Source organism: Pseudomonas sp. NPDC090752, from assembly GCF_055584805.1.
The window spans coordinates 631,809-658,644 of record NZ_JBVJLI010000001.1 but is presented as its reverse complement, the minus strand read 5'-3'; the positions used below and the strand labels follow the sequence as shown (position 1 = coordinate 658,644).

The 26,836-nt window shown below is 64.5% G+C and carries 22 protein-coding genes and 1 pseudogene; 9 read left to right on the top strand and 14 right to left on the bottom strand.

Going from position 1 to position 26,836, the window contains the following annotated elements; all coding sequences use genetic code 11:
* Positions 1 to 90 precede the first annotated feature (90 nt).
* The 5 genes from glcD (at position 91) to ACZ6YA_RS02830 (ending at position 4,749) form a co-directional block, all read left to right on the top strand.
* Complete coding sequence (gene glcD, locus ACZ6YA_RS02850) at positions 91 to 1,590, top strand: glycolate oxidase subunit GlcD (protein WP_465895268.1); 1,500 nt, start codon at positions 91 to 93, stop codon at positions 1,588 to 1,590.
* On the top strand, positions 1,590 to 2,642 hold the full coding sequence (gene glcE, locus ACZ6YA_RS02845; protein WP_465895266.1) for a glycolate oxidase subunit GlcE: 1,053 nt from the start codon (positions 1,590 to 1,592) through the stop codon (positions 2,640 to 2,642). The genes glcD and glcE overlap by 1 nt, the downstream gene beginning before the upstream one ends.
* Before the next feature lie 9 nt (positions 2,643 to 2,651).
* Positions 2,652 to 3,887 (top strand): glycolate oxidase subunit GlcF, encoded by a 1,236-nt coding sequence (gene glcF / locus ACZ6YA_RS02840; RefSeq protein WP_465895265.1) that lies wholly within the window; start codon positions 2,652 to 2,654, stop codon positions 3,885 to 3,887.
* The gene (locus ACZ6YA_RS02835; protein WP_465895264.1) at positions 3,880 to 4,290 is read left to right on the top strand and encodes a heme-binding protein; all 411 of its coding nucleotides are present in this window, start codon (positions 3,880 to 3,882) and stop codon (positions 4,288 to 4,290) included. Before glcF ends, ACZ6YA_RS02835 begins: the two co-directional genes overlap by 8 nt.
* Before the next feature lie 120 nt (positions 4,291 to 4,410).
* Complete coding sequence (locus ACZ6YA_RS02830; protein ID WP_465895263.1) at positions 4,411 to 4,749, top strand: hypothetical protein; 339 nt, start codon at positions 4,411 to 4,413, stop codon at positions 4,747 to 4,749.
* Positions 4,750 to 4,861: 112 nt separating this feature from the next.
* On the opposite strand, the gene ACZ6YA_RS02825 is transcribed toward ACZ6YA_RS02830, so the two are convergent.
* The 3 genes from ACZ6YA_RS02825 to ACZ6YA_RS02815 are packed head-to-tail and all read right to left on the bottom strand — an operon-like array spanning position 4,862 to position 8,091.
* Positions 4,862 to 6,397 (bottom strand): DHA2 family efflux MFS transporter permease subunit, encoded by a 1,536-nt coding sequence (locus ACZ6YA_RS02825; protein WP_465895262.1) that lies wholly within the window; start codon positions 6,395 to 6,397, stop codon positions 4,862 to 4,864.
* The gene (locus ACZ6YA_RS02820; RefSeq protein ID WP_465895261.1) at positions 6,394 to 7,587 is read right to left on the bottom strand and encodes an EmrA/EmrK family multidrug efflux transporter periplasmic adaptor subunit; all 1,194 of its coding nucleotides are present in this window, start codon (positions 7,585 to 7,587) and stop codon (positions 6,394 to 6,396) included. Before ACZ6YA_RS02820 ends, ACZ6YA_RS02825 begins: the two co-directional genes overlap by 4 nt.
* A 30-nt stretch (positions 7,588 to 7,617) precedes the next feature.
* Entirely contained in the window at positions 7,618 to 8,091 is a 474-nt protein-coding gene (locus ACZ6YA_RS02815) for a MarR family winged helix-turn-helix transcriptional regulator (protein ID WP_465895260.1), read from the bottom strand.
* A 235-nt stretch (positions 8,092 to 8,326) separates the two neighbouring features.
* Between ACZ6YA_RS02815 and ACZ6YA_RS02810 the strand changes: the two genes are divergently transcribed.
* On the top strand, positions 8,327 to 9,334 hold the full coding sequence (locus ACZ6YA_RS02810; RefSeq protein ID WP_465895259.1) for a FecR family protein: 1,008 nt from the start codon (positions 8,327 to 8,329) through the stop codon (positions 9,332 to 9,334).
* Between the two features lie 4 nt (positions 9,335 to 9,338).
* Here the strand turns inward: ACZ6YA_RS02810 and ACZ6YA_RS02805 are convergent, their stop codons facing one another.
* Positions 9,339 to 10,658: a Na+/H+ antiporter family protein gene (locus ACZ6YA_RS02805; protein ID WP_465895258.1), complete on the bottom strand. Its 1,320-nt coding sequence runs from the start codon at positions 10,656 to 10,658 to the stop codon at positions 9,339 to 9,341.
* Between the two features lie 193 nt (positions 10,659 to 10,851).
* Here ACZ6YA_RS02805 and ACZ6YA_RS02800 point away from each other — a divergent pair.
* Positions 10,852 to 12,138: pseudogene (locus tag ACZ6YA_RS02800) on the top strand (methyl-accepting chemotaxis protein); the annotation flags it as partial.
* A gap of 102 nt (positions 12,139 to 12,240) precedes the next feature.
* A complete protein-coding gene (locus ACZ6YA_RS02795; RefSeq protein WP_465895333.1) occupies positions 12,241 to 12,996 on the top strand; it encodes a methyl-accepting chemotaxis protein in 756 nt (251 codons plus the stop codon).
* Here ACZ6YA_RS02795 and ACZ6YA_RS02790 read toward each other — a convergent pair.
* Entirely contained in the window at positions 12,993 to 13,214 is a 222-nt protein-coding gene (locus ACZ6YA_RS02790; RefSeq protein ID WP_465895256.1) for a hypothetical protein, read from the bottom strand. The two genes, ACZ6YA_RS02795 and ACZ6YA_RS02790, sit on opposite strands and share 4 nt — an antisense overlap.
* A 368-nt stretch (positions 13,215 to 13,582) precedes the next feature.
* Between ACZ6YA_RS02790 and ACZ6YA_RS02785 the strand changes: the two genes are divergently transcribed.
* Complete coding sequence (locus tag ACZ6YA_RS02785; RefSeq protein WP_465895255.1) at positions 13,583 to 14,584, top strand: ABC transporter substrate-binding protein; 1,002 nt, start codon at positions 13,583 to 13,585, stop codon at positions 14,582 to 14,584.
* Between the two features lie 123 nt (positions 14,585 to 14,707).
* On the opposite strand, the gene ACZ6YA_RS02780 is transcribed toward ACZ6YA_RS02785, so the two are convergent.
* The 9 genes from ACZ6YA_RS02780 to ACZ6YA_RS02740 form a co-directional block, all read right to left on the bottom strand.
* The gene (locus ACZ6YA_RS02780) at positions 14,708 to 16,156 is read right to left on the bottom strand and encodes an NAD-dependent succinate-semialdehyde dehydrogenase (RefSeq protein WP_465895254.1); all 1,449 of its coding nucleotides are present in this window, start codon (positions 16,154 to 16,156) and stop codon (positions 14,708 to 14,710) included.
* 64 nt (positions 16,157 to 16,220) lie between these two features.
* The gene (locus tag ACZ6YA_RS02775; protein WP_465895253.1) at positions 16,221 to 17,906 is read right to left on the bottom strand and encodes a thiamine pyrophosphate-binding protein; all 1,686 of its coding nucleotides are present in this window, start codon (positions 17,904 to 17,906) and stop codon (positions 16,221 to 16,223) included.
* Between the two features lie 25 nt (positions 17,907 to 17,931).
* On the bottom strand, positions 17,932 to 19,128 hold the full coding sequence (locus tag ACZ6YA_RS02770) for an NAD(P)/FAD-dependent oxidoreductase (RefSeq protein ID WP_465895250.1): 1,197 nt from the start codon (positions 19,126 to 19,128) through the stop codon (positions 17,932 to 17,934).
* A 152-nt stretch (positions 19,129 to 19,280) separates the two neighbouring features.
* The gene (locus tag ACZ6YA_RS02765; RefSeq protein ID WP_465895249.1) at positions 19,281 to 20,093 is read right to left on the bottom strand and encodes an NAD-dependent epimerase/dehydratase family protein; all 813 of its coding nucleotides are present in this window, start codon (positions 20,091 to 20,093) and stop codon (positions 19,281 to 19,283) included.
* A gap of 28 nt (positions 20,094 to 20,121) precedes the next feature.
* Complete coding sequence (locus tag ACZ6YA_RS02760; protein WP_465895248.1) at positions 20,122 to 21,324, bottom strand: pyridoxal phosphate-dependent aminotransferase; 1,203 nt, start codon at positions 21,322 to 21,324, stop codon at positions 20,122 to 20,124.
* Between the two features lie 3 nt (positions 21,325 to 21,327).
* Entirely contained in the window at positions 21,328 to 22,992 is a 1,665-nt protein-coding gene (locus ACZ6YA_RS02755; RefSeq protein WP_465895247.1) for a hydantoinase B/oxoprolinase family protein, read from the bottom strand.
* A 22-nt stretch (positions 22,993 to 23,014) separates the two neighbouring features.
* On the bottom strand, positions 23,015 to 25,090 hold the full coding sequence (locus ACZ6YA_RS02750) for a hydantoinase/oxoprolinase family protein (RefSeq protein WP_465895245.1): 2,076 nt from the start codon (positions 25,088 to 25,090) through the stop codon (positions 23,015 to 23,017).
* Positions 25,091 to 25,307: 217 nt separating this feature from the next.
* A complete protein-coding gene (locus ACZ6YA_RS02745) occupies positions 25,308 to 26,063 on the bottom strand; it encodes an SDR family oxidoreductase (RefSeq protein WP_465895244.1) in 756 nt (251 codons plus the stop codon).
* Positions 26,056 to 26,805, bottom strand: coding sequence for an SDR family NAD(P)-dependent oxidoreductase (locus tag ACZ6YA_RS02740; protein ID WP_465895243.1), 750 nt, complete (start codon positions 26,803 to 26,805; stop codon positions 26,056 to 26,058). The genes ACZ6YA_RS02745 and ACZ6YA_RS02740 overlap by 8 nt, the downstream gene beginning before the upstream one ends.
* Positions 26,806 to 26,836 lie beyond the last annotated feature (31 nt).

Below are 26,836 nucleotides of genomic sequence, written 5' to 3'. Positions count from 1 at the left end.
TCTGTGACAATCCTGTGGGAGCGGGCTTGCCCCGCGAAAGGGCCGGTACGAGCACCCCACAACAACAAAAATTGCCGTTGAGTGAGCCTGATGAACATTCTCTACGACGAACGGATCGATGGCGTGCTGCCTGCCGTGGACCAACCCGCCTTGCTGCGGGCATTGCGCGACGCCATGCCCGACCTGGAAATCCTGCACCGCGCCGAAGATCTCAAACCCTACGAATGCGACGGCCTCTCGGCCTACCGTACAGTGCCGCTGCTGGTGGTGCTGCCCGAGCGCCTGGAGCAGGTGCAGACACTCCTCGCACTCTGCCACCACCGTGGCGTGCCGGTGGTGGCACGCGGCGCCGGCACTGGGCTCTCGGGCGGCGCGCTGCCGTTGGCCAAGGGCATCCTGCTGGTGATGGCACGGTTCAACCGCATTCTCGAGGTCAATCCGCAAGGCCGTTTCGCCCGGGTCCAGCCCGGCGTACGCAATTTGGCGATCTCCCAGGCCGCGGCCCCCCATGGCCTGTATTACGCCCCAGACCCGTCCTCGCAGATCGCCTGTTCCATCGGCGGCAACGTCGCCGAAAATGCCGGGGGCGTGCACTGCCTGAAATACGGCTTGACCGTGCACAACCTGCTCAAGGTCGAAATCCTCACCGTCGAAGGCGAGCGCCTGACCCTGGGCAGCGATGCCCTCGACAGCCCAGGATTCGACCTGCTGGCCCTGTTCACCGGTTCCGAGGGCATGCTCGGCATCGTCACCGAAGTCACCGTCAAGCTGCTACCCAAACCCCAGGTGGCGCGGGTGCTCCTGGCCAGTTTCGACAGCGTCGAGGACGCCGGCAGAGCCGTCGCCGAGATTATCGCCGCCGGCATCATCCCCGGTGGCCTGGAGATGATGGACAACCTGGCGATCCGCGCCGCCGAAGACTTCATCCACGCCGGTTACCCGGTGGTCGCCGCGGCGATCCTGCTCTGCGAACTGGATGGTGTCGAGGCCGATGTACAGGACGACTGCGACCGTGTAGCGACGGTCTTGCAGCAAGCCGGGGCGCGAGAAGTGCGCCTGGCCTGCGACGAGGCCGAGCGCGTGCGCTTCTGGGCCGGGCGAAAGAACGCCTTCCCAGCCGTAGGGCGTATTTCGCCGGACTATTACTGCATGGACGGCACCATTCCGCGCCGTGAGCTGCCACGCGTGCTCAAGGGCATCAGCGAGCTGTCCGAGGCATACGGTCTGCGCGTGGCCAACGTGTTCCACGCCGGCGACGGCAACATGCACCCGTTGATCCTGTTCGATGCCAACCTGCCCGGTGAACTGGAGCGCGCCGAGGCGATCGGCGGGCGCATCCTCGAACTGTGCGTGGCGGTGGGCGGCAGCATCACCGGCGAGCACGGCGTCGGCCGGGAGAAGATCAACCAGATGTGCGCCCAGTTCAACAGCGACGAAATCACGCTGTTCCATGCGGTCAAGGCGGCGTTCGACCCGCAAGGGTTGCTCAACCCCGGCAAGAACATTCCCACCCTGCACCGCTGCGCCGAGTTCGGCGCGCTGCATGTGCACCACGGGCAACTCCCCTTCCCTGACCTGGAGCGTTTTTGATGAGCACGGATCGCGACATCAGCCAGGACCTGCTGGAGCAGGTCAACCAGGCGTTGAACCTGAACACCACACTGCGCATTCAGGGTGGCAACAGCAAAGCGATGCTTGGCAGGCCCGTGGCCGCGGATATCGTCGATACCCGCAGTCATCGCGGCATCGTCAGCTACGACCCGACAGAACTGGTGCTCACCGCCCGCAGCGGCACCCCGCTGCTGGAAATCGAGGCTGCGCTGTTCGAGGCTGGGCAGATGCTGCCGTGCGAGCCACCGCACCTGGGCCCCGCAGCCACGCTCGGCGGCATGGTCGCGGCCGGGCTGTCCGGGCCGCGCCGGCCCTGGGCCGGCTCAGTGCGCGACTATGTGCTCGGTACTCGGGTCATTACGGGCCATGGCAAGCTGCTGCGCTTTGGTGGCGAAGTGATGAAAAACGTTGCCGGCTACGACGTGTCGCGGCTGATGGTCGGCAGCTTTGGTTGCCTGGGGGTGCTCACCGAGGTATCGCTGAAAGTGCTGCCACGCCCGCGAGAGTCCTTGAGCCTGCGCCTGCCGATGGACCGCCACCAGGCGCTGGCCGAACTCGCCGAATGGGGCCAGCAGCCGCTGCCGATCAGCGCCGCCTGCCATGCTGGCGATGCCCTCTGCCTGCGCCTGGAAGGCGGTGAAGGCTCGGTGCAGTCGGCCCGCCAACGTTTGGGCGGCGAGGAGCTCTACAGCCGTTTCTGGAGCGACCTGCGCGAGCAGCGCCTGGCTTTCTTCGAGGGGCCTGAACCCCTGTGGCGCGTGTCGCTACCCATTGCGGCCGGTGACCTCGATCTGCCAGGCCGCCAACTCATCGACTGGGGCGGCGCGCAGCGCTGGCTGAAGTCGACGGCCCCCGCAGGGCAGATTCGCGAGCAGGTGGCCAAGGCCGGCGGCCATGTCACCGGCTATGCCCTGGGCGATGACAGTACCGCCCCGCTGCCCGCCTCGCTGATGCGCTACCACCGCGCCCTCAAGCAGCAACTCGACCCCCAGGGTGTGTTCAATCCTGGCCGCCTGTACCCGGACCTGTGAGGCCACGCCATGCAAACCAACCTGAGCGACAGCGCCAAACGCCTGGCCCGCGCCGAAGAAGCTGAAAGCATCTTGCGCGCGTGCGTGCACTGCGGTTTCTGTACTGCCACCTGCCCCACCTACCAACTGCTCGGCGATGAACTGGACGGCCCGCGCGGGCGCATTTATCTGATCAAGCAGGTGCTGGAGGGCGAACCGGTCACCGCCAGCACCCAATTGCACCTGGACCGCTGCCTGACCTGCCGCAACTGCGAGACCACCTGCCCGTCCGGGGTGAAATACCATGACCTGCTGGACATCGGCCGCGCGGTGGTCGAGCAGCAGGTGCCCCGTCCGCTTGGCCAGCGCCTGGTGCGCATGGGCCTGCGCGCAGTGGTGCCGCGCCCAACGCTGTTCAAAGCGCTGACCCGCACCGGTCAGGCCCTGCGCCCAGTGCTGCCGGCCACGCTCAAGAGCAAGTTGCCTGCCCAGGTGGTCTCCCCCGGCGTGCGCCCCCCGCTGCGCCACGCCCGCCGAGTGCTGCTGCTTGAAGGTTGCGTGCAGCCGGCGCTGTCGCCCAATACCAACGCCGCTGCCGCACGCCTGCTCGACCGCCTGGGCATCAGCGTGCAGCCGGCGCTTAAGGCTGGTTGCTGCGGCGCAGTCGACTATCACCTCAATGCCCAGGAACGTGGGCTAGAGCGCGCCCGGCGCAACATCGATGCCTGGTGGCCGGCCATCGAGGCGGGCGTCGAAGCCATCGTGCAAACCGCCAGCGGCTGCGGCGCCTTCGTGCATGATTACGGCCACCTGCTGGAAAAGGATCCGCACTATGCTGCCAAGGCCGCCCGAGTCAGCGCGCTGTCGCGTGATCTGGTGGAGGTGCTGCGCGACGAGCCGGTCGAGCAACTGGGCCTGTGCGCCGAACAGCGCCTGGCTTTTCATTGCCCATGCACCCTGCAGCATGCGCTCAAGCTCGGTGGGCAGGTCGAGCACCTGCTGACCCGCCTGGGCTTCAGCTTGACCCCGGTAGCGGACGGCCACTTGTGCTGCGGCTCGGCAGGGACTTACTCGCTGACCCAGCCCGCGCTGTCGCGGCAACTGCGCGACAACCGCCTCAACGCGCTGGAAAGCGGCAAGCCGCAGGTCATCGCCACCGCCAACATCGGCTGCCAGACCCACCTCGACGGTGCCGGCCGCACGCCGGTGAGGCACTGGATCGAAATCGTCGAAGCCGCCCTGAACCAGGAGAACCGCCATGCATAGCAAGTCCGTGATCGGCCAGACCGAGGTAACCCGCCTGCTTGCCGCCGCCCGCCACGAGGCCCAGGCGCAACAGTGGAACGTGACCATTGCCGTGGTCGACGACGGCGGTCACCCGTTGGGCCTGGAGCGCATGGACGGTTGCGCACCGGCCAGTGCCTACATCGCCATGGAAAAGGCCCGCAGCGCCGCACTGGGGCGCAAGGAGACGCGTGATTACGAACAGATGGTCAACGGCGGGCGTACCGCGTTCGTTACAGCGCCCCTGTTGACCAGCCTGGAGGGCGGTGTGCCGTTGCTCATTGATGGCCAGGTGGTTGGAGCCATCGGCGTGTCCGGGGTCAAGCCCGAACAGGATGCCCAGGTGGCGAAGGCCGGGGCAGGCGCGATTGCGCCTCAGCAATGATGCCTACAGCCCCATACTACATCTTCAGAAAATTCCTACTTGCGCGTTCGGAAACGTCTTACTTGTCGAGCCCGTCAAGCGAAAACATGATCGGTGTTCGAGATACAAAGGACGCTGCTCATGCAACCACACACCCGCACCACTGCCGAATTGCGCACTACCCTGCGCGAATTATTGACCCATGACGTCAACAACCCAGAGGAAGATCCGCACCTGTCGGGGGTGCTGTTCTTCTGCGCCACCGACGAACGCACGCGGCAGTTGGTCGAGCGCATTGAGCTGTTGGCCAGCGAGGTGTTCTTCGACCCCTGCGGCCGCGCTATCGCCCAGCGCATGCGTGCGGTTGCAGTCGAAGGGGTCTGTATCAAGCAGAAGCGCAAGGCGTCAACTGATGAGACGGTGATCCGAATTGGGTTAGGGGACAAGGGGTATATCACGGTGAGTACGGCGCGGTTTTGAGGGGGTGCCGGGTGCTCGTCTGACCCTTCTGCTGCTCTTGGGACCGAGCGCCGCCCGCGCGGCGCTCGGCCCCATGGGCGCCATCAGCCCGACGCCTAGCACCCCATCACCCTCAATGCCCCGCCGAAGCCGGCCCCGCCTTGGCAGTGAACGGCGGCTTGGCCAGCCACACCAACAGGATCAACCCGGCAAACACCCACCCCATCAAGGTGAAGTAGTCGACCGTCGACATCATGTAGGCCTGAGCATTGACGATCTGCTCCAGCTGCGCATAGCTCTGTTGGCTCGCCCCACCCAGTTGCTCCAGGGTATGCCGGGTCGCCGGGTCGAACGGGCTGATGTGCTCACTCAAGTACGCATGATGCTGCTCAGCCCGGCGAATCCAGATCCACGTGGTCAGCGACGCCGCAAAGCTGCCCCCCAACGTACGCAGGAAGGTCGCCAACCCGGAACCGTCGGCGATCTGCTGCGGCGGCAAGTCAGAGAGCAGGATGCTCAAGGTCGGCATGAAGAACAGTGCCACGCCAATGCCCATGAACAGCTGCACCAGGGCAATGTGCTGGAAGTCCACCTCGTTGGTGAAACCTGCACGCATGAAGCAACTGGTGCCGATCGCCAGAAACGCCAGCCCCGCCAACACCCGCAAGTCGAAGCGATGCGCATACTTGCCCACGAACGGCGACATGATCACCGGTAGCAGGCCGATCGGTGCCACCGCCAGGCCCGCCCAGGTGGCGGTGTAGCCCATCTGCGTCTGCAACCACTGCGGCAGGATCAGGTTGATGCCGAAAAACCCGGCATACCCGCCCACCAACACGATCGTGCCGATGCGGAAATTGCGGTGCGCGAACAGCCGCAGGTTGACCACCGGATGACGGTCGGTCAGCTCCCAGATGATGAAGATCGCCAGGAACACCACCGAAATCAGGCTGCCGATGATGATGAACGACGACTCGAACCAGTCCAGGTCATTGCCCTTGTCGAGCACCACCTGCAATGCACCAACGCCAACGATCAACGTCAACAGGCCGATGTAGTCCATCGGCTGGCGACTGGTGACCACGGGCCGCGCGCGCATCTGCTGGCGCACCACGGCTGCAGCGAACAGCCCGATCGGCACGTTGATGAAGAAAATCCACGGCCAGCTGTAACTGTCGGTGATCCAGCCACCGAGGATCGGCCCGGCAATGGGCGCCACCACCGTGACCATCGCCAGCAAGGCCAGCGCCATCCCCCGTTTTGCCGGAGGATAGACAGCAATCAGTAACGTCTGGGTCATCGGATACAACGGCCCGGCCACCACGCCCTGCAGAATGCGGAAACCGACCAGCTCGGGCATCGACTGGGCAATGCCGCACAGGAACGACGCCAGCACGAACAGCAACGTGGCCCAGATGAACAGCTTGACCTCACCGAAACGCCGGCTCAACCAGCCGGTCAGCGGCAAGGCGATGGCGTTGCTCACTGCGAACGAGGTGATCACCCAAGTGCCCTGCTCGTAGCTCACCCCCAGGTTACCGGAGATGGTCGGCAGTGCCACGTTGGCGATGGTGGTGTCGAGCACCTGCATGAAGGTCGCCAGCGACAGGCCGATGGTGGTCAGCAGCAGGCTCGGCGGGGTGAATTGCGCCGCAGCGTTGTTGCTCATCGTTGCGCCGTCTTGCCAGTGGCGCTGTTCTGCTGGATGAGCCGCGCGATCAAATCGTCAGCCTCGACCAACTGGCGGTCGTATACCTGGGTGGTGTAGCTGGCCTGTTGCGGCGGCTGCTGGGCCAGGGCCGGGCCGCTCTGGTCGTGCAGGTTGACCTCGACCACGGTGGACAGTCCGATGCGCAGGGGATGGTTTTTGAGCTGGTCGGCACTGATGTGGATACGCACCGGTACGCGCTGGACGATCTTGATCCAGTTGCCGGTGGCATTCTGTGCCGGCAGCAAGGCGAACGCGCTGCCGGTACCGGCACCTAGGCTGTCGACGGTGCCGCTGTACTTGACCTCGCTGCCATACAGGTCGGCGCTGATGTCCACCGGCTGGCCGATGCGCATGTCGCGCAGCTGGGTTTCCTTGAAGTTGGCGTCGATCCACACCTCGTCCAACGGGATCACCGCCATGGTCGCGGTGCCTGGCTGCAGGCGCTGGCCGAGTTGCACGGTACGCTTGGCGACGTAGCCTGTGACCGGCGCCACCAGGGTAGTACGGGCGTGGTCGAGGTAGGCCTGGCGCAGATCGGCGGCTGCGGCCATGACTTCGGGGTGCGACGAGACCACGGTGTCGTCGACCAGCGCGGTGCTGGTGTTGAGCTGCTGGCGGGCGCTGTTGACGGCTGCCTGGGCCACGGTCAGATCATCGCGGGCGTGGGCGATTTCTTCTGCGGCTATCGCGCCGCTGTCGGCCAGCACCTTGCGCCGGTTGTAGTTCTGCTGGGCTTTCTGCAGCTCGGCCTGGCGCGTCTGCACCTGAGCCTTGAGCGAGTCGACGTTGCTGTACAGCCCACGCACCTGGCGCACGGTCCTGGCAAGCTTGGCTTCGGCGGCCTGCAAGGCCACTTCGCTGTCGGCCGGGTCGAATTGCAGCAGCACCTGGCCGGCGTGCACCAGGTCGCCATCATCGGCACCGATGCTGGTGACAGTGCCGGTGACCAGCGGCGTGATCTCCACCACGTTGCCGTTGACATAGGCATCGTCAGTGCTCTCATGCCAGCGCCCGATCAGGCTGTACCAGGCCCACGCGCCAGCACTGCCGAGCAGTACCAACAGCAGCAGGCCGAGCAGCCAGACCTTGCGCTTGCGCGACGGCTGCTGTGCTTCGGAGGGATTTGTGGTGTCTGCGGGAGTGGCCATGACAATACCTTGGAAAATGCGTAACAGGGTTCAACGATCGCCGAAGCGACGGATCGTCAGGGGGTCGCCGGCACCGAGCAGGACTTTGGCCAGCAGGCCTTCGAGGGTCCCCAGCTCGTCGGGCTGGAGCACGCCGACCAATTCGTTCATCGCCGCCGCGCCGATCTCCGGCAAACGGTCGGCCAGGCGCTGACCATCGGCGGTCAGCGCCAGGCGCACCTGACGGCGGTCATCGGCGCAGCGGTTGCGCAAGATCAAACCCTTCTGCTCGAGGCGGTCGAGCATGCGGGTCATCGAACCACTGTCCAGGCCCAGGTAGCGGCACAGTTCGGCCGGGGTATCCACCTGATACTGGGTGACGATGATCAGCACCTTGAACTGCGCGGCAGTGACGCCCTCCGACTCCAGGTGCCAGTCGAGAATGCGGTCCTTGAGAATCGCTGCGCGGCCCAGCAGCATGCCGATGGCGCAGGACTGGAAGTTTTCCGGGGTGAAGTGGGACATCGGCGGCAACTCGGGTAATTGTTTAAAAATATTACTGCCTAGGCAGTGAATGTCAAAGCTTTCATTAGGTACCTATGCAAATTTTCATGGAGAATGGAGCGCGCGAAAGGTTCTCAAACGCGGAAAATCCGTTGCGAAACCGACGAAAAAGCTACATAACTGATAGTCATTCGCCATTACCTCGGTTCTCGGGAACCCCTTGCAAAGGGTAGAATGCGCAAAACCCGGAGCCGCAATGAATCAAGACCGCCTCAACCCCAACCCAGACGATGCCATTACCGAAGCCGCGGCGCATTGGTGCATGCGCCTGCACGCCGACGATTGCACGGTGGCAGAGCATGAGGCATTCGCCCGTTGGCTGGCAGCGGACAAACGACATGGTGACGAGTACCAGGCGATGCTGGAGATCTGGCAAACCGCCGACCTGCTGCCACGCAACGCCACGGTCATTGAGTTCAACCCACCGGCGCGCCCGGTCGCTCGGCGATGGCACTGGCGGCCCATGGCCTCGGCCGCGGCCCTTGCCCTGCTGGCATTGCCCCTGGCGGGCTGGATAGGTTGGGAACAGGGCTGGCTGCCCAACCACTATCAGCACGTCGAAGCGAGTGACCGGGTGCAGACCGTGCAATTGAGCGATGGCAGCTCGGTGGAGCTCAACCTCAATACCGAACTGACCTACCTCAATTACAAGGACCAACGCCAGGTCAGGCTCAAGCGTGGTGAAGCGTTCTTCAAGGTCCAGCACGACAGCGAACACCCGTTCATCGTCCGCGCTGGCCACGGCCAGATCCGCGTCACCGGCACTCAATTCAACGTGTGGAAGTACCAGGACCAGGTCAAGGTCACCTTGGTACAAGGTTCAGTACTGGTCAGCAGCGATGGCAACAGTGGCGGTTATCGCCTCGGCCCAGGCATGCAGGCCAGTTATCGCCTTGGCGACTTCGAGCCGCACTTGGCCGAAAGCGACGATTACGCCAACAGCCTGGCCTGGCGCAGTGGCAAGCTGGTGCTCGACAACCTCAGCCTCGACCAGGCCCTGCCGGTGATCAACCGCTACCTCGATGCCCCCCTGCTGCTGGCGGATGCCAGCACTGGGCGCATTCGCATCAGCGGCATCTACAACACCCGCGAGGTCGCGCGCCTGGTGGACAACCTGCCCAAGGTGCTGCCGCTCTACCTGACCCGCAGCAAGGACGGCAGCACCGTCCTCAACCGCATTTCGCCGCCGCCCGACAAGGACTGACGCTTTACAGCGTCATCGCCGCCAGCCAGCCGAACGCCAGCAACGGCAGGTTGTAGTGGATGAAGGTTGGCACCACGGTGTCCCAGATATGGTGATGCTGTCCGTCGACGTTGAGCCCCGAGGTTGGCCCCAGGGTCGAGTCCGATGCCGGCGACCCCGCGTCGCCCAAGGCGCCGGCGGTACCCACGATGCATACGGTCGCCACCGGGTCGAAGCCCAGTTGCACGCACAGCGGCACAAAGATCGCCGCCAGGATCGGCACCGTCGAGAATGACGAGCCGATGCCCATGGTCACCAACAAACCCACCAACAGCATCAGCAGGGCGCCAATGCCCTTGCTGTGGTCGATCCATTGCGCAGACGTTTCCACCAGGCTCTTGACCTCGCCGGTGGCCTTCATTACGTCGGCAAAGCCCGAGGCAGCGATCATGATGAAGCCGATCATGGCCATCATCTTCATGCCTTCGGTGAACAGGTCGTCGGTGTCTTTCCAGCGCACGATGCCCGACAGCGAGAAGATCAGGAACCCGACCATCGCGCCGATGATCATCGAATCCAGCCACAACTGGACGATGAACGCCGAGGCAATCGCCAGCCCCGCCACTAGCAGTGTCAACGGGTTGTACTGCACGCTCACCTGCTCGACCTGTTCGATGCGTGCCAGGTCGTAGTCACGCTTCTTGCGGTAGCTGACGAACACCGCCAGCAGCAGCCCGACCAACATGCCGGCCGCCGGAATGGCCATGGCGTGGGTGACGTTGACGCCACTGATGTCGACGCCCGCGCGGGCGACGTTGGCCAGGAGGATTTCGTTGAGGAAAATGTTGCCAAAGCCCACCGGCAGGAACATGTACGGCGTGATCAGGCCAAAGGTGATCACGCAGGCGATCAGCCGCCGGTCGATGCGCAGGCGGGTCAGCACGTACAGCAGCGGCGGCACCAGCAGCGGAATGAAGGCGATGTGGATGGGCAGGATGTTCTGCGACGACACCGCCACCACCAGCATCAGGCCGATCAGCAGCCATTTGACCTTGCCGCCATTGGCGTGGCCCTGGCGGTCGATCATGGCCAGTGCGCGGTCGGCCAACGCGTGGGCCAGGCCTGACTTGGCGATGGCCACGGCGAAAGCGCCCAACAACGCATAAGACAACGCCACCGTGGCGCCGCCACCCAGGCCGCCGTTGAAAGCTTTGAGCGTGCCTTCGATGCCCAAGCCCCCGACCAGGCCCCCGACCAGGGCACCGATGATCAGGGCGATGACCACGTGCACCCGCGACAGGCTGAGTATCAGCATGATGCCGACAGCGGCAATCACTGCATTCATGGTTTGGCTTACCTCTAGCTGCAGACAAAAAGCGCGCACTCTGACGCAGTGGGGGGGATATGTCAAAAACGCCAGGTTGCGGCAGATAACGCAGAGAGAGATTTAAATTGAATGTTTGAATAAAGAAAAAAAGGGGGGGGCCGATATAGCTCCAAAGCCAAACCCTTACTGCCAGAAAAAGGGATTCCCCCTCATGCCTTTGCGACAACTCTCCATCCAGTGGAAGATCACCCTGCTCGCCGGTTTGTGCCTGGCCGGCATCGTCAGCCTGCTCGTCGGCCTTTCGCTCTACCGCATGGACCATAGCTCGGACCTGGTCAAGGCCAGCAGCATGCAGATGCTCAGCGAGGCAGCGCAGGCGCGTATCGAGTCGCAAGGCGAGGTTCAGGCACTGAACATCCGCCGTCAGTTCATGGATGCCTACCAGTACGGCGCAGGCTTCGCCCGCCAGGTGCTGTTCCTGCGCGAGCAGGCTGAAAAACGCTACCTGGATGCCTTCGACCTGCGTGAGGACATGACCCGCCAGGTCCGTGCGGCGCTGCAGGCCAACCCCGACCTGCTGGGCCTTTCGCTGGTGTTCGAACCCAACGCACTGGACAGCAAGGACAGCCTGTTCACCGGCCAGGCAGAACTGGGCAGCAACGAAACCGGGCGCTTCGCCCTGTATTGGTCGCAACCCCGCGCCGGCCAGCTGACCGCCATGGCCCTGCCCGAGCACGACATGGCCAACACCGAGATCGGCCCCAGTGGCCAGCCCGCCAACACCTGGTGGGTGTGCCCGCGCAGCAGTGGCAAGGTGTGCGTGGTGGAGCCGTATTTCTACGACATCGACGGCCAGCGCGTGCTGATGACCAGCATCGTGTTCCCGCTGGCGGTCAACGGCAAGGTGATCGCCACCCTCTCCATCGACATTAACCTCAACAGCCTGCAGGCCCTGAGCCAGGACGCCAGCCGCAGCCTGTACGAAGGCCGCACCACGGTCGGCATCCTCAGCCCCGTGGGCCTGCTGGCCGGTTACAGCGCCGACGCCGGCAAGCTGGCCCAGCGCTTCGATCAGGTCGATCCGTCCAAGGGCGCCGAACTGGTGCGCACGCTGGCCGAAGGCAAGTTGACCGTCCATCACGACCAGCAACGCCTGAAGGTGCTCGCCGCCTTCCAGCCGATCCCCGGCGCGCAACCCTGGGGCGTGCTGCTGGACGTGCCGGAAAACGCCCTGACCGGTCCGGCCGAGGCCCTGAAACAAGAGCTGGATGCCCTCAACACCAGCGGCACCCTGCTGGAGCTGGGCCTGGGCCTGGCTGCTGCCATCGTCGGCCTGTTGCTGGTGTGGCTGATGGCACGTGGCGTGACCCGGCCGATCCTCGGCGTGGCAGCGATGCTCAAGGACATCGCCAGCGGCGAAGGCGACCTGACCCGCCGCCTGACCTACGATAAACGCGACGAACTCGGCGAGCTGGCCGGGTGGTTCAACCGCTTCCTGGACAAACTGCAACCGACCATCGCCGAGGTCAAACGCTCGGTGCAGGCCGCACGCGGCACCGCCGATCAATCTTCGGCGATTGCCACGCAAACCAGCGCCGGCATGGAACAGCAGTACCGCCAGGTCGACCAGGTGGCCACCGCCTCCCACGAAATGAGCGCCACCTCCCAGGACGTCGCCCGCAGCGCCTCACAGGCCGCCCAGGCCGCACGCGATGCCGACCAGGCCACCCGGGAAGGCCTGGCGGTGATCGACCGTACCACCCGCAGCATCGACGCCCTGGCCGCCGACATGAGCAGCGCCATGGCCGAAGTCGAAGGCCTGGCGCAGAACAGCGAGAAAATAGGCTCGGTGCTGGAGGTGATCCGTTCGATTGCCGAGCAGACCAACCTGCTGGCGCTCAACGCCGCCATCGAGGCGGCCCGTGCCGGTGAAGCCGGCCGTGGTTTCGCCGTGGTTGCCGACGAAGTGCGCAACCTGGCTCAACGTACTCAGGAGTCGGTGGAAGAAACCCGCCAGGTGATCGAAGCGCTGCAGGCCGGTACCCGCGAAGTGGTCGGTGCCATGGACAACAGCCACCGCCAGGCCCAGGGCGGCGTGGAACAAGTCGGCCAGGCGGTCACCGCACTGCAGCGTATCGGCCAGGCCGTGACCGTGATCTCCGACATGAACCTGCAGATCGCCTCGGCCGCCGAGGAGCAGAGCGCGGTGGCTGAAGAAATCAACAGCAATGTCGCGACCATCCGCGATGTGACCGAGTCGCTGTCGGGGCAGGCCAACGAGTCGGCACGGGTCAGCCAATCGCTGAATAGTCTGGCCAACCAGCAGCAGGCCTTGATGGACCAGTTCCGGGTCTAGACCTGGGCGGCGCAGTCGTCACCACAAAAGCCATCGTCCGGCAGGTGGAAACGACCAGTTTGAAGGATGTTGTCGAGCAACATCAGGGCGCCCAGAACGTTTGGCCGGGCGCCCATGGGCAACTTGTCGGTATGTGGCAACGTGGCATCCTCGTAACCCGACTGCATCACCAGCAAGTGCATCTGATCGGTGTTCAAGTACAGGTGATGCTGCCCCATGGCGTACGCCTGGATCAGCGCCATTCAGATCAGCGGTGAACCGCGCGTAACCACCTTCGCTGAAGGTCACGATCAATGCCGGGTAACGCTGGCCTTCAGGCCGATACGGGAACGTACTCGCTGCCTGTATGGATCGCTTGCGTCGCGTACTGCCCGCAGACAGCGGCACACTGTCGAGCAGGCGCCGGGACAACTCGCCCTGACTGATTTCGAGGGTCAGCGGCCCCGGCCGAAAGGTCGCGTCCGCGTCGGGATTCAGGTTCAGCTTGAGGGTTTCGCTGGCCACCCGTGTTCTGCAGACAGAAGCTGTTCCTGCGCGGTGGACTACACTTGCGCGGCACACGGCATTGACAACCTTGGAGGTCTCGATGAAAAAAATTCCAACGTTGCTGGCCGGCCTGCTGTTTACCGTGGGCTTGGCCAGCACCGACAGCGCGGCCTCGGCAGAGGCGCGCCCGCCCATCCACTTCGGCGCCCTTACCTGGGAAAGTGGTGCGCTGACCACCGAGATCCTGCGCCGAATTGTCGAACACGGTTACGGCTACCCCACCGACACCCTTCCCGGCAGCACTGTAGGCTTGGAAGTAGCGCTGGCGCGCAATGACCTGCAGGTGGTCGCCGAAGAATGGGCTGGGCGCAGCCCCGCCTGGGTCAAGGCCGAACAAGCGGGCGAGGTGTTCGCCCTGGGTGACACGGTGAAGAACGCTGAAGAAGGCTGGTGGGTGCCGGCCTACGTGGTCGAGGGCGACAAAGCGCCAGCCCCTGACCTGCGTAGGGTCGAAGACCTCAAACGCTATGCTTCGGTGTTCAAGGACCCTGAGGAGCCGACCAAGGGGCGCTTCTTCAACAGCCCCAGCGGCTGGACCTCTGAAATCGTCAACAGTCAAAAGCTCAAGGCATACGGGCTGGATGGCCTGTACACCAACTTTCGCACCGGCTCAGGCGCCGCCCTGGATGCTGAAATCAACTCGGCCATCCGCCGCAAGAAACCCGTGCTGTTCTATTACTGGAGCCCTACCCCACTGATCGGTCGCCATAAGCTCGTGCGGCTGGAGGAGCCGCCCTTCGATGAGCAGGCCTGGGCCACGCTCACCGACCCAAGTAACAAGGACCCCAAGGGCAGCCAGTCTCTGCCGGCCAAATTGTCGATCGGGGTATCCAAGGCCTTTCGGCAGGGTTATCCGGAACTGGTGACAGTGTTCGAGAGGGTCGACCTACCGATCGGCCTGCTGAACAAGGCCCTGGCCGAGATGAGTGAAAAGCGGCAGGACCCCAGCGCTGCCGCCCAGGCATTCATGCGCAACAACCCGGACGTGTGGAAGGCCTGGCTGCCCGCCGATGTCGCGGCCAAGGTAGAGGCTCGCTTGTGACTTAACCTGTGGGAGCGGCTTTTAGCCGCGAAGCACGCGATGCGCAGGATGGCACCGGCTTAGCCGTTGTTCGCGGCTGAAGCCGCTCCTACAGGGGCCATGCCAGGCCGATGAGGACTTACCTCACAACCCGAGGCACACGTATTTGATCTCCAGATAATCCTCGATCCCATACCGCGAACCTTCCCGGCCCAGCCCCGAAGCCTTCACGCCGCCAAACGGTGCCACCTCGGTCGCCACCACCCCAACATTGACCCCGACCATGCCGTACTCCAGTGCCTCCGACACCCGCCATACCCGACCGACATCCCGCGCATACAGGTAACAGGCCAGCCCGAACTCGGTCGCATTCGCCTGGCCGATCACCTCTTGCTCGCTGCAAAAACGGAAGATCGGCGCCACCGGGCCGAAGATCTCCTCACGCGCCACGCGCATGTCCGGGGTCACGTCGGCCAGCACGGTCGGCTCGAAGTACGCTTCGCCCAACGCATGCCGGCGCCCACCCACCACTACCCGCGCGCCGGCCTCGATGGCCTCACCTACCAGTTGCTCGACGCCACTGGCGGCACGCCCGTCGATCATTGGCCCCACCTGGGTGCCTGCTGCATCGCCCTGCCCCACCACCAGTTCCGCGACGCGCTCGGCAAAGCGGGCGACAAAGCGCTCGTAGATGCCGTCCTGAATATAAAAGCGGTTGGCGCACACGCAGGTCTGCCCGCTGTTGCGGAACTTGGCGATCAGCGCACCTTCCACGGCTTGTTCCAGGTCGGCATCGTCGAACACGATAAAGGGCGCGTTGCCACCCAACTCCAGGGTGACCTTCTTCACCGTGGCCGCCGACAGCTGCAGCAGCTGGATGCCAATCGGCGTGGAGCCTGTGAACGAAAGCTTGCGCACCACTGGGCTGGCCGTGAGCGCACCGCCGATGGCCGCCGAGTCACCCGTGACCACACTCAACACACCGGCCGGGATACCCGCACGCTCGGCCAGCACGCACAGCGCCAACGCACTGAACGGTGTCTGCGAAGCGGGCTTGAGCACCAGGGTGCAGCCCGCCGCCAGAGCCGGCGCCGCCTTGCGTGTGATCATCGCGGCCGGGAAGTTCCACGGCGTGATCGCAGCGCACACGCCGATCGGTTCCTTGGTCACCAGCAGGCGCCGGTCGGCGCTTGGCGAAGGGATCACATCACCATAGAGGCGCTTGCCCTCTTCGGCATAGAACTCCACATAGGCGGCGGCGAAGGCGATTTCACCGCGCGCCTCGGCCAGCGGCTTGCCCTGCTCGGCGGTCATGATCTGGGCGAGATCCTCCTGATGCGCGAGGATTTCCCGGTACCACGCCTGCAATCGGGCCGCACGTTCCTTGGCGGTCAAAGCACGCCAGGACGGCAAGGCGCGTTCGGCGGCGGCGATGGCACGCTCGGTTTCCGCGGCGCCCATGCGCGGCACATGGCCCAGCACTGCGCCGCTGGCAGGGTTGGTCACGGCAATGCGTTGGCCGCTATCGGCCCCCAGCCATTGCCCGTCAATGTAGCAAACGTCACGCAGCAGATCGTGATCGGCAAGTTTCATGTCGATTGGCTCGTTCGAAGAAGGTAAAAAAGGTGGGGCCGGACCGCGCCCCACCTGAGGCGAATCAGCGTTGGGCCTGCAAGGCCTTGTCGCGGATCTGGCTGAGGGTCATGCGCGGGGTCAAGGCTTCGGGGTCGACCTGCACCTCGATGAGCGCCGGCTTGCCGCAGGCCTGGCAACGCTCGAAGGCCGCGGCAAAGTCCTCGGTGCGGGTCACGGTTTCACCGTGCAGTCCGTAGGCCCGCGCCAGCGCGGCGAAGTCCGGGTTGTGCAGCTCGGTACCCGACACCCGCCCTGGATAGCTGCGCTCCTGGTGCATGCGGATGGTGCCATACATGCCGTTGTTGACCACGACGGTGATCAGCCGGGCGTCGTAGTGCGCCGCCGTGGCCAGCTCCTGGCCATTCATCAGGAAGCAGCCGTCACCGGCAAACGCCACCACCGTGCGTTGCGGGTAGGTGAGCTTGGCTGCTACCGCTGCGGGTACGCCATAACCCATGGAGCCGTTGGTGGGCCCAAGCAAGGTGCGGAACACCCGGTGCTGGTAGCCACGGTGAACCCAGCCGGTGTAGTTGCCGGCACCGCAGGTGAGGATGCTGTCGGCTGGCAGGGTCTTGTTCAGCCAGGCGATCACTTCGCTCATCTGCACATCGCCGGGCGAGCGCGGCGTCTCGAAGTTGCCGCGATAGCCGCTGTTCAGGCTGGCGCTCCAGTCGGCGAATGCCGCTGGGCGTACCGCTGGCAAGGCGGCGGCCTGGCCAAGGAAGCTCGCTGGCCCGGCATTGATACCCAAGGTCGGCTGGTACACCCGGCCAATCTCTTCGGCACTGGCATGCACGTGTACCAGCGCCTGCTTCGGCGTGGGGATGTCGACCAGCGCGTAGCCGCCGGTGGTCATCTCGCCGAGCCGTGCGCCGATCACTATCAGCAGGTCCGACTGCTTCACCGCATCGACCAGCACCGGCCCCGCAGCCAAGCCGAGGTCGCCGGCATAGTGCGGGTCAGTGTTGTCGAACAGGTCCTGACAGCGGAACGAGGCAGCCAGCGGCAGGTTCTGCGCCTGCACGAAGCGCTTGAGGTCGGCCACGGCCTGGTCGTTCCAGCCACCGCCACCGGCGATCACCAGCGGCTTGCTGGCCTTGCTCAGCAGTCGTTGCAGCTCAGCCAGCGCTGCCGGCGCCGGCGCCGCTTCGACGCGCTGCGCCGGGCGCGCATCGGCTACCTGCACCCGATCAGTCAGCATGTCTTCGGGCAAGGCAATCACTACCGGCCCTGGGCGGCCGCTGATGGCGCGCTGGAACGCCTGGTTGACCAGTTCGGGAATGCGCGCGGCATCATCAATCTGCACCACCCACTTGGCCATCTGCCCGAACATGCGCCGGTAGTCCACCTCCTGGAAAGCCTCGCGCTCGATCTGGTCGCGGGCCACCTGGCCGATGAACAGCAGCATCGGCGTGGAATCCTGGAAGGCAGTATGCACACCCACCGAGGCATTGGTCGCACCAGGGCCACGGGTGACAAAGCAGATCCCCGGCTTACCGGTCAGTTTGCCGTAGGCCTCGGCCATGTAGGCCGCACCACCTTCCTGACGGCAGACGATCAGGTCGATGTCATCCTGCACGTCGTGCAGCGCATCCAGCACCGCAAGGTAGCTTTCGCCCGGCACGCAGAAAGCGCGTTCCACACCATTGACCCGCAGGGCATCGACCAATACCTGGCCGCCACTGCGCTTTACGTCGGAGTTGCTCATTGTTGTTCTCCCTCAGGCAGTGCGCTCAGATGACCGAGTCTTCCAGGAATGGCGTGTTGTCGATCACCCGCTGGTACGACAGTGCGCCCAGGTCGAGCGAGCGATAGCCGCCGTAGGTGATCAGCTCGGACAGGCCGCGACCGATTGCCGGCGCCTGCTGCAGGCCATGGCCGCTGAAGCCATTGCAGAACAGGAAGTTGCCGACCTCGTTGTGCGGCCCGACGATGGCGTTGTGGTCCAGCACGCAGAAGTCGTAATGCCCGGCCCAGAAGTTGACGACCTTGATGCCCTCGAAGGCCGGCACGCGTTCGGCCAGGATCGGCCACACCTCCTCGTCGAACTCTTCGTGCAGCACGTCGAAGTCTTCGAAGTCCACTTCCGGGTCGTTTTTCGGGTACGTGCCGCCCAGGTAGAACTTGCCCTCGGGGCGGAAGAACACCCCGGTCGGGTCGATGGTCAGCGGCACGGTGCCTTGCAACGGGGTGCGGCAGTCGAAGACGAACAGTGAGCGGCGGCGCGGCTCGACCGGAATATCCAGGCCGGCCATGCGCGCGACCTGGGTGCCGCGGGTGCCGGCGCAGTTCACCAGCAGGCCGCAGCCGATGCGCTCGCCACTGGTCAGTTGCACCCCGGTGATACGGTCGCCTTCACGCTGGATGCCGACCACCTGGTTTTCGATGTACTCGATGCCCATGGCGCGGGCCTTGCGGCGCAAGCCGTTGAGCATCCCCAGGCTGTCGAACCAACCCTCGCCACTCTGGCCGTAGCTGGCGCCGGCGAGGCTGTCGATATTCACCCAGGGGAATTTGCGCTGCAGTTGCTCGGGGTCGAGCAGGTGCACGTCTGCGCCATGCGACACCTGCGTATCGTGCAGGCGGCGCAGTACCTCGTAGCCTTTGTCGTCGCCCAGAAACAGGTAGCCGTTCTCGTGGAAGGCCAGGTCCGGGCGGTCGCCGTCCATTTCCATCACGTCAGGGAAGTTGCGCACGAACTCGGCGCCGAACTTGGAAATCTCGATGTTGATCGGGTTGGAGAACTGCTGGCGGATCGAGCTGCTCGACAGCGCCGTGGCCGACTTGTTGTAGGTCCAGTCGCGCTCGATGACCAGCACCGAGCCCTTGAAGTCCGGGTTGTTGGCCAGGAAATAAGCAGTGGCGCTGCCGTTGACCGCGCCGCCGACGATCACCACATCGTAGTTCTGTTGTTTAGCGGTGGAAGCCATGGAATTAGCTCTCTGATAAGTAGCAGGAACCCTGTGGGAGCGGGCTTGCCCGCGAACACCGGCGTAGCCGGTGCCAAGTACCGCGCTGCCTGCTTCGCGGCGGTTCGACGCATCGACAAGCCCGCTCCCACAGGAAATGCGGTGCCCTCTGGTTATTTCGGGTCTTCGAAGTGGCCGGCACCGGCGAAGCTGCCGCCGTGGTAGCGCGCGGCCGGCTCGTTCGGGTCCAGCGGCGGGTGCTCGGCCAGCACTTTTTCGCGGTAGTCGTCGGCGCTGTCCTTGGGCACGTAGCCAATCGACGAAGCCAGGCGGTTGTCCCACAGGCTTTCGCGGTTGGCCGACAGGCCGTAGACGATCATGTGCCCGACCCGCGGCGCCAGCAACGAGCGCTCGGTGAGCTGGGCGAAGTCGTCGAACGACAGCCAGGTGGCGAGCATGCGCCGGTCCAGCGGCTCGGGGAACGAAGAACCGATACGCAGATTCACCGACTCAATGGCGAACTTGTCCCAGTAGTAGCGGCCCAGGTCTTCAGCGAAGCACTTGCTCACGCCGTAGAGGCTATCGGGGCGGTGCGCGGCAGTGGCATCGATGGTTTCGGTGCGATCGTAGAAGCCGATGGCGTGGTTGGAGCTGGTGTACACCACGCGCCTGACGCCATTGCGCCGGGCCGCTTCATAGATGTTGTAGGTGCCGACGATGTTGCCGTTGAGGATTTTCTGGAAGGTGTCCTCCACCGGCACGCCGCCGGCATGCACGATGGCATCGACGCCTTCGGTCAACGGCAGCACATCATCGAAGTTGCCCAGGTCGCAGCGAATCAGCTCTTCATGGGGCGCGGCATGGCCCAGGTCGGCGATGTCGGTCAGGCGCAGCTCGTCGGCGAACTGTGCCAGGTGCTTGCGCAGCACGCTGCCCAGGCGCCCGGCGGCGCCGGTGATCAGCAGGCGTTTGAATGGCTTGCTCATGGTTTACCTCTTCAAGAATTCGTCTAGATCAGACCAGTGCCGCGAACGCTTCGCGCAGCTGGCCCAGCGCTTGTTCCAGTTCCTGCCGCGAAGTGGCGAAGGACAGGCGCACATAAGGCTCCACTCCAAACGCCGACCCCGGCACGGTGGCGACCTTGCCATCGCGCAGCAGGTAGGCCGACAGCTCGGTGTCATTACTGATGACCTGGCCGTCGGGCGTGCGCTTGCCGATGAACGCGCTGACCTCGGGGAAGGCATAGAACGCGCCCTGGGGCATTTGCAGCTGCAAGCCCGGGATCTTCGCCAGCCCGTCCACCACCAGCGCACCGCGCGCCTGATACTCGCGATTGGCCTCGCGAACGAAATCCTGCGGGCCGTTCAGCGCCGCCACGGCCGCCAATTGCGAAATGCTCGACGGGCAGGTGGTGGTCTGCGACTGGGTCTTGTTCATGGCGACGATCAGGTCCTTGGAGCCTGCCGAATAGCCCAGGCGGTAACCGGTCATGGCATAGGCCTTGGATACGCCATTGATCAGCAGGGTGCGCTCGCGCAGCTGCGGGCAGGCGGTGACGAACGACACGAAGGGCTGGTCGCCCAGCACGATGTGCTCGTAGATCTCGTCGGAAATGATCAGCACGTTCGGGTGGCGATCCAGCACCGCGCCCAGCGCCTCGAATTCTTCACGGGTAAAGATCGCCCCGCTCGGGTTGTTCGGCGAGTTCAGCATGACCCAGCGCGTACGCGGGGTTATGGCGTCCTCCAGCTGGTCGGGCCTGAGCTTGAAGCCCTGCTCGGCGCCGCACGGGATTACCACTGGCACCCCGCCGTTTAGCAGCGCCATGTCGGTATACGACACCCAATAAGGCGCCGGGGTGATGACTTCGTCACCTTCTTCCAAGGTTGCCAGGAAGGCATTGAACAGCAGCTGTTTGGCGCCGTTGCCAACGCAGATTTCGTCCAGGCCATAGACCAGATCGTTGTCCCGGGCGAACTTGTCGACGATGGCCTGGCGCAGCACTTCAAGGCCGTTGGGGCTGGTGTAGTGGTTGTTGCCTTGCAGCATGGCCTGGTGAGCGGCTTCGATGATGTGCGCCGGGACGTTGTAGTCCGGCTCGCCCAGGGCCAGGTTGATCACCGGCTCGCCCTTGGCCAGCATCTGCTTGGCCAGCACCGACACGGCCATGCTCGGTGAGCTTTTCACCGCGCGCACGCGGCTGCTTTGGATGTGCATGGCTCAACGCTCCTGGGCGGCATCGAAGCCGTAAACGTCACGCGCCTGCTCGGCGCTGATGTAGCCGTAGCGCAGGTCGCGCTCGACCTGCTGGCGGTCGCGCTGACGCGGATCGCCGTAACCGCCGCCACCGGGCAGGCGCAGCACCAGGCGGCGCTCGGCCGGCACGAACTGCTGGCCCTTGCCGCGCAGCAAGGTGCCGTCGTCCAGGCCGACAAAACCTTCGGCGCCTGCATGGCCACCTTCCAGGCCGCGGGCCGGGTACTGGATGCGGTCGAACATGGCGCTGAAGCGGAAGCTGTAGCCCTCGGCCGCCGACACTTCGATCTCCTGGCCCAGGCCGCCGCGCAGCTGGCCGGCACCGCCGGAGCCTTCACGCAACTCCTTGCGCCAGACCACCACGGGGCCGGCATGCTCGGTAGCCTCCACCGGCATGGTGTGCACGCCGCTGGGGAACGCGGTGGCGCTGAGGCCATCCATCGCCGAGCGCGCGCCCATGCCGCCGCTGTTGAACATCAGCATCTCGGCGTTGCGGCCGGTGGGGTTGCTCTGCAGCGGACGCACACTGAGGTGCAGGTTCCACAGTGCACTGGCGCCTTGCGCCGGGACCTTGCCCGGCAGGCACTTGTGCAGCGCACCCAGTACCAGGTCCGGCACGAAGTGGCCGAGTACGTGGCGCACCGACACCGGCGCCGGGTGCTTGGCATTGAGGATGCAGCCCTCGGGGGCGGTGACCTCGAACGGCGCCAGCGACGCGCTGTTGTTGGGGATTTCCGGCGCGACGATGCACTTGAGGCCATAGCAGGCGTAGGCCTTGGCGTAGCCCAGCGGCACGTTGATGCCGAACTGGCTCATGCCCGAGGTGCCGGTGAAATCGCTCTTGATGCCGTCCGGGCCGACGCTGATGGTCACCGCCAGCGTCACCGGCACGTCGTAGCCGTCAAGGGTCATGCTGTTGCTGTAGGTGCCATGGGGCAGCGCCTTGAAGCATTCCAGGGTAGCGCGACGGCTGTGCTCGAGGATGAAGTCACCGATGTGTTCCAGGTCGTCCAGCTGGAACTCTTCGAGCATGTCGAGCAGGCGCTTGTGGCCAGTTTCGTTGCACGCCGACAGCGCATAGAAGTCGCCGACCACGCGGTCGTTCTCGCGCACGTTGTTGCGCAGGATGTTGATCAGGTCACGGTTGACCTTGCCGCGCTCGAACAGCTTCATGATCGGGATGAACAAGCCTTCCTCGTAAACTTCGCGGGCATCTGGGCCGAAGCCGCGTCCGCCAATGTCGACCACGTGGGCGGTGCTGGCGAAGTAGCCGATCAACTTGCCACGATAGAACGACGGCGTGACGATGGTGATGTCGTGCAGGTGGCCGGTGCCCTTCCACGGGTCGTTGGTCACGTACACATCGCCTTCGAAGATGTTGTCCTCGCCGATGTCGTTGATGAAGTGCACCACCGCCTCGGCCATGGTGTTGACGTGGCCCGGGGTGCCGGTGACCGCCTGCGCCAGCATGTTGCCGGCGCGGTCGAACACACCGGCCGACAGGTCGCCGGCCTCGCGCACACTGGTGGAAAAGGCGGTGCGGATCAGGGTCAGGGCCTGCTCTTCGACGACCGAGACCAGGCGGTTCCACATCACCTGCATTTGAATGTCGATCAGGGTATCGCTCATGTTCTGGCTTCCAATTCAGGTGTTAGCGGCGCACGACCAGCAGGCAGCCGTCTGGCTGGACCGTGGCGGTGAAGTTGGAGGTGACGAAGGTCGAGGTTTCGCGTTCGACGATGATTGCCGGGCCATCGACGCGGGCACCGACCTGCAGTTCTTCGCGCGGATGGATGCCGGCCTCGACAAAGCCACCGGCGGCGACGTCGAACACCTGGCGGCGGGCGATTTCATGGGCGCGGTAGGCGGCACCGACCTGTTCTACACGCTCGACTGCCGGCAGCGGCGAACTGGCCTTGACCGACCAGCTGACGATCTCGATGTCCGGCCCTTCGATCGGGCGACCGAAGAAGCGGGTGTAAGCCTCCTCGAACAAGGCCTTGAACTGCGCAGTATCGGCTGCGCTGAAGGCCTTGAACGGCAGCGCCACAGGAATTTCCCAGCCTTGGCCGACATAACGCATGAACGCGGTGCAGTCCATTTCCGGCTCGCCTTCGGGCATGCCCTGGCGCAGGAAGCTCAGCGATTCGGCCTTCATCTCTTCGATCAGGATGTTGACGCGCGCTGCCTCGAACTCGGACAGGCGCACGAACGCACTGCGTACCGCCTCGTAGCCGAACGGCGCACGCAGGAAGCCGATGGCCGAGCCCACACCGGCACCGGCCGGGACGATGAAGCGTGCCACGCCCATTTTTTCGCACAGCCGTGCCGCGTGCAGCGGGCCGCCGCCACCGAAGGTGATCATGGTGTAGTCGGCGATGTCCTTGCCGCTTTCCACGGCGTGCACGCGGCCGGCGTTGGCCATGTTCTCGTCGACCACTTCACACACACCGAACGCCGCGGTGTCGGCCTGCAGGCCCAGTGGCTGGCCGATCACCCGGGCCATGGCATTGGCCGCGCTGTCAGCGCACAGGCGCAACGCGCCGCCGGCGAAGTTGTCGGCATCCAGGCGGCCGAGCAGCAGGTTGGCGTCGGTGATGGTCGGCTCCAGGCCGCCGCGACCGTAGCAGGCCGGGCCTGGCTCGGACGCAGCGCTGTGCGGGCCGACACGGATCTGGCGCATGCTGTCGATGCTGGCGATGGAACCGCCGCCGGCGCCGATCTCGACCATCTCCACCACCGGGATGGAAATCGGCATGCCGCTGCCCTTCTTGAAGCGGTAGGTACGCGCCACCTCGAAGGTCTTGGCGGTTTTCGGCACCTGGTCTTCGATCAGGCAGATCTTTGCCGTGGTGCCGCCCATGTCGAACGACAGCACGTTTTCCAGCTGGTAGCGGCGGGCGATGTCGGCGGCGAAGATCGCGCCACCGGCCGGGCCGGATTCAACCAGACGCACCGGAAATTCGGCGGCGCTCTGCACCGAGATGATGCCGCCACCGGAGTGGATCATGAACACCGGGCAATCGGCGCCTTCCTTTTTGAGGGTGACCACCAGGCGGTCCAGGTAGGACTTTATCAGCGGCTTGACGTAGGCGTTGGCGCACACCGTATTGAAGCGCTCGAACTCGCGCATCTGCGGCGACACTTCGCTGGAGATCGACACCGAAATGTGCGGCAGGCGCGCCTGCAGGGCATCGCGCAGCTGACGCTCGTGGGTGCCGTTGACGTAGCTGTGGATGAAGCCGATGGCAACGCTTTCGTAGTTGCCTTCGGCGATGCGCTCGACCAGCACATCGATCTCGGCCTGTTGCGGGGCGATCAGCACCTGGCCTTTGACGTCGAGGCGCTCACGCAGGGTGTACCGGTGTTCGCGATCGATCAGTGGCGGCGGCAGGACGATGTTGATGTCGTATTGCTCGAAACGGTTTTCGGTGCGCATTTCCAGGGTGTCGCGAAAGCCTTCGGTGGTGATGAAGGCGGTGCGCGCACCACGGCGCTCGATCAGGGCGTTGGTGGCCAGGGTGGTGCCGTGGATCAGCTGATCGATGTCCGAAAGTGCCAGGCCGGCCTGCTCCACCACCTGGCGCACGCCGGTGAGAATGGCCCGCTCGGGCAATTCGTAATCGGTCAGGATCTTGGTCGAATGCAGCACGCCGTTCACGTCCAGCGCGATATCGGTGAAGGTCCCGCCTATGTCCACGCCGACCCGGCATGATGTCGCAGTCATCGTCATATCCCCTGCTTGCCTTTGTAGTTGTACCGATCCGCTTAGCGGTCTTCATGTAAGTTATATGTTGTCTTACAGGTGGTCAAGCACCTATTGCCTGAAATCTCTAGCCTCAGCACCGGCCTCTTCGCGGGCAAGCCCGCTCCCACAGAGAATGAGTTGTCATGGGACTAGTGGGAGCGGGCTTGCCCGCGAAGAGACCAGCACAGACAACACATCAACCCGCCGTCTTGACCATCCGCCCGCCACCCACCGCCTGTGCCGTGGGGAACACCTCCAATCGCGACACATCCACTTGCCGCGGCATCTTCAATGCCGCCAGCAACAGCTGGGCAATGTCTTCGGGCTGGATCGACTCATAGCCGTCATACAGCTCACTGCCCGCCGCCTGCATGCCCATGGCCATCTTGTACAACTGGGTCTGCACCCGACCCGGAGCAATTTCAGTCACCCGCACACCACTGCCTAGCAGGTCGCACCGCAAGGCGTCGCAGAACAGGCTGACCCCGGCCTTGGACGCCCCATACACCGCCGCCCCTGGGTGCGGCGCGCGGCCGGCGCTGGAGCCGATGAAGAACAAATGCCCCCTGCCCCGCTCGACCATCCCAGGCAACACCTGGCGCGCCAGGTGCAGTGGCGCCTTGAGGTTGATGTCGAGCATGTTGTCGATCTCGGCCTCGTCGATATCCTGAAACGCCGCACGGGTCGAGAGGATGCCGGCATTGTTGACCAGCACATCCACGGCCTGGCCTTCGAGCGCAGCATTCAAACCTTTGTAATCACGCACATCAGCCTGCAAGGTGGTCACGCCCGGTTCGCGAGCCAACTCGGCCAGCACCTCCTGGCTGCGCCCCACGGCAATCACTTGCAGGCCGGCGTCGCGCAGCGCCAGCACGATGGCTTTGCCAATACCGCTGGTGGCCCCGGTCACCAGCGCGCGCTGGTAGCCCTCGGGGAATGCGACTTCAGGCATAGATGTAGCCTCCGCTGACAATGACGTTCTCGCCGGTGGCGTAGCTGTTGCGGCTGCTGCCCATCATCACGATCCATTCGGCGATTTCCGCAGGTTCGGCGGCGCGGCCCAGGGGGTTGGCGGCTGCCAGTTCACCGAGGAACCCCAACTGCTTGGCCCGTTCGGTGGCAAAGCCGGCCGGGGCCACCGAGTTGACCAGGACCTGGTCCTTGGCGCAGGCCTGGGCGAAGGATTTGGTCAGGCTCACCACGGCGGCCTTGGTGGCGGCGTAATGGGCGTTCTGCGGGTGGGCCTTGAACGCGTCCACCGAGGTCACGTTGACGATGCGCCCAGTTACGGCGGGCGCTGCGACGTACTGCTGCATATGGCGCACGGCGGCGACCATCATGTGGTAGGTCCCTTTGATATTGACGGCATTTTCCAAGTCCCACTCTTCGTCGCTGATCTCGAAGATGTCCTGACGCGGGTAGATCGCCGCGCTGTTGACCAGGCAATGGACCCGGCCCAGAGCACTGACGATTTCGTCAAAGGCGGCATGCGCGGTGGCCTTGCGGGCGATGTCGCCGACCGCGATGGCCACCTCCACGCCCTGCCCGCGCAATTCCTCGGCAGCTTGTACCAGCAATTGTTCATTTCGATCGATCAAGCCGATTTTTTCGGCGCCGCGCTTGACCATCAACCGAGCTGTTTCCAGGCCCAGACCCGAAGCGCCACCTACGATCACCACCGTTTGCTTATCCACAAAACACCTCCGCGATTGAGTCTTTACGTAA

Coding starts and splice junctions, on each gene's coding strand:
- ACZ6YA_RS02830 (WP_465895263.1), top strand. CDS start 4,411: ATGCAACCACACACCCGCACCACTGCCGAATTGCGCACTACCCTGCGC.
- glcE (WP_465895266.1), top strand. CDS start 1,590: ATGAGCACGGATCGCGACATCAGCCAGGACCTGCTGGAGCAGGTCAAC.
- ACZ6YA_RS02805 (WP_465895258.1), bottom strand. CDS start 10,658: ATGAATGCAGTGATTGCCGCTGTCGGCATCATGCTGATACTCAGCCTG.
- ACZ6YA_RS02785 (WP_465895255.1), top strand. CDS start 13,583: ATGAAAAAAATTCCAACGTTGCTGGCCGGCCTGCTGTTTACCGTGGGC.
- ACZ6YA_RS02780 (WP_465895254.1), bottom strand. CDS start 16,156: ATGAAACTTGCCGATCACGATCTGCTGCGTGACGTTTGCTACATTGAC.
- ACZ6YA_RS02770 (WP_465895250.1), bottom strand. CDS start 19,128: ATGGCTTCCACCGCTAAACAACAGAACTACGATGTGGTGATCGTCGGC.
- ACZ6YA_RS02765 (WP_465895249.1), bottom strand. CDS start 20,093: ATGAGCAAGCCATTCAAACGCCTGCTGATCACCGGCGCCGCCGGGCGC.
- glcD (WP_465895268.1), top strand. CDS start 91: ATGAACATTCTCTACGACGAACGGATCGATGGCGTGCTGCCTGCCGTG.
- ACZ6YA_RS02820 (WP_465895261.1), bottom strand. CDS start 7,587: ATGGCCACTCCCGCAGACACCACAAATCCCTCCGAAGCACAGCAGCCG.
- ACZ6YA_RS02755 (WP_465895247.1), bottom strand. CDS start 22,992: ATGAGCGATACCCTGATCGACATTCAAATGCAGGTGATGTGGAACCGC.
- ACZ6YA_RS02790 (WP_465895256.1), bottom strand. CDS start 13,214: ATGGGGCAGCATCACCTGTACTTGAACACCGATCAGATGCACTTGCTG.
- ACZ6YA_RS02810 (WP_465895259.1), top strand. CDS start 8,327: ATGAATCAAGACCGCCTCAACCCCAACCCAGACGATGCCATTACCGAA.
- ACZ6YA_RS02795 (WP_465895333.1), top strand. CDS start 12,241: ATGGAACAGCAGTACCGCCAGGTCGACCAGGTGGCCACCGCCTCCCAC.
- ACZ6YA_RS02745 (WP_465895244.1), bottom strand. CDS start 26,063: ATGCCTGAAGTCGCATTCCCCGAGGGCTACCAGCGCGCGCTGGTGACC.
- ACZ6YA_RS02775 (WP_465895253.1), bottom strand. CDS start 17,906: ATGAGCAACTCCGACGTAAAGCGCAGTGGCGGCCAGGTATTGGTCGAT.
- ACZ6YA_RS02750 (WP_465895245.1), bottom strand. CDS start 25,090: ATGACTGCGACATCATGCCGGGTCGGCGTGGACATAGGCGGGACCTTC.
- ACZ6YA_RS02825 (WP_465895262.1), bottom strand. CDS start 6,397: ATGAGCAACAACGCTGCGGCGCAATTCACCCCGCCGAGCCTGCTGCTG.
- ACZ6YA_RS02760 (WP_465895248.1), bottom strand. CDS start 21,324: ATGCACATCCAAAGCAGCCGCGTGCGCGCGGTGAAAAGCTCACCGAGC.
- ACZ6YA_RS02815 (WP_465895260.1), bottom strand. CDS start 8,091: ATGTCCCACTTCACCCCGGAAAACTTCCAGTCCTGCGCCATCGGCATG.
- glcF (WP_465895265.1), top strand. CDS start 2,652: ATGCAAACCAACCTGAGCGACAGCGCCAAACGCCTGGCCCGCGCCGAA.
- ACZ6YA_RS02835 (WP_465895264.1), top strand. CDS start 3,880: ATGCATAGCAAGTCCGTGATCGGCCAGACCGAGGTAACCCGCCTGCTT.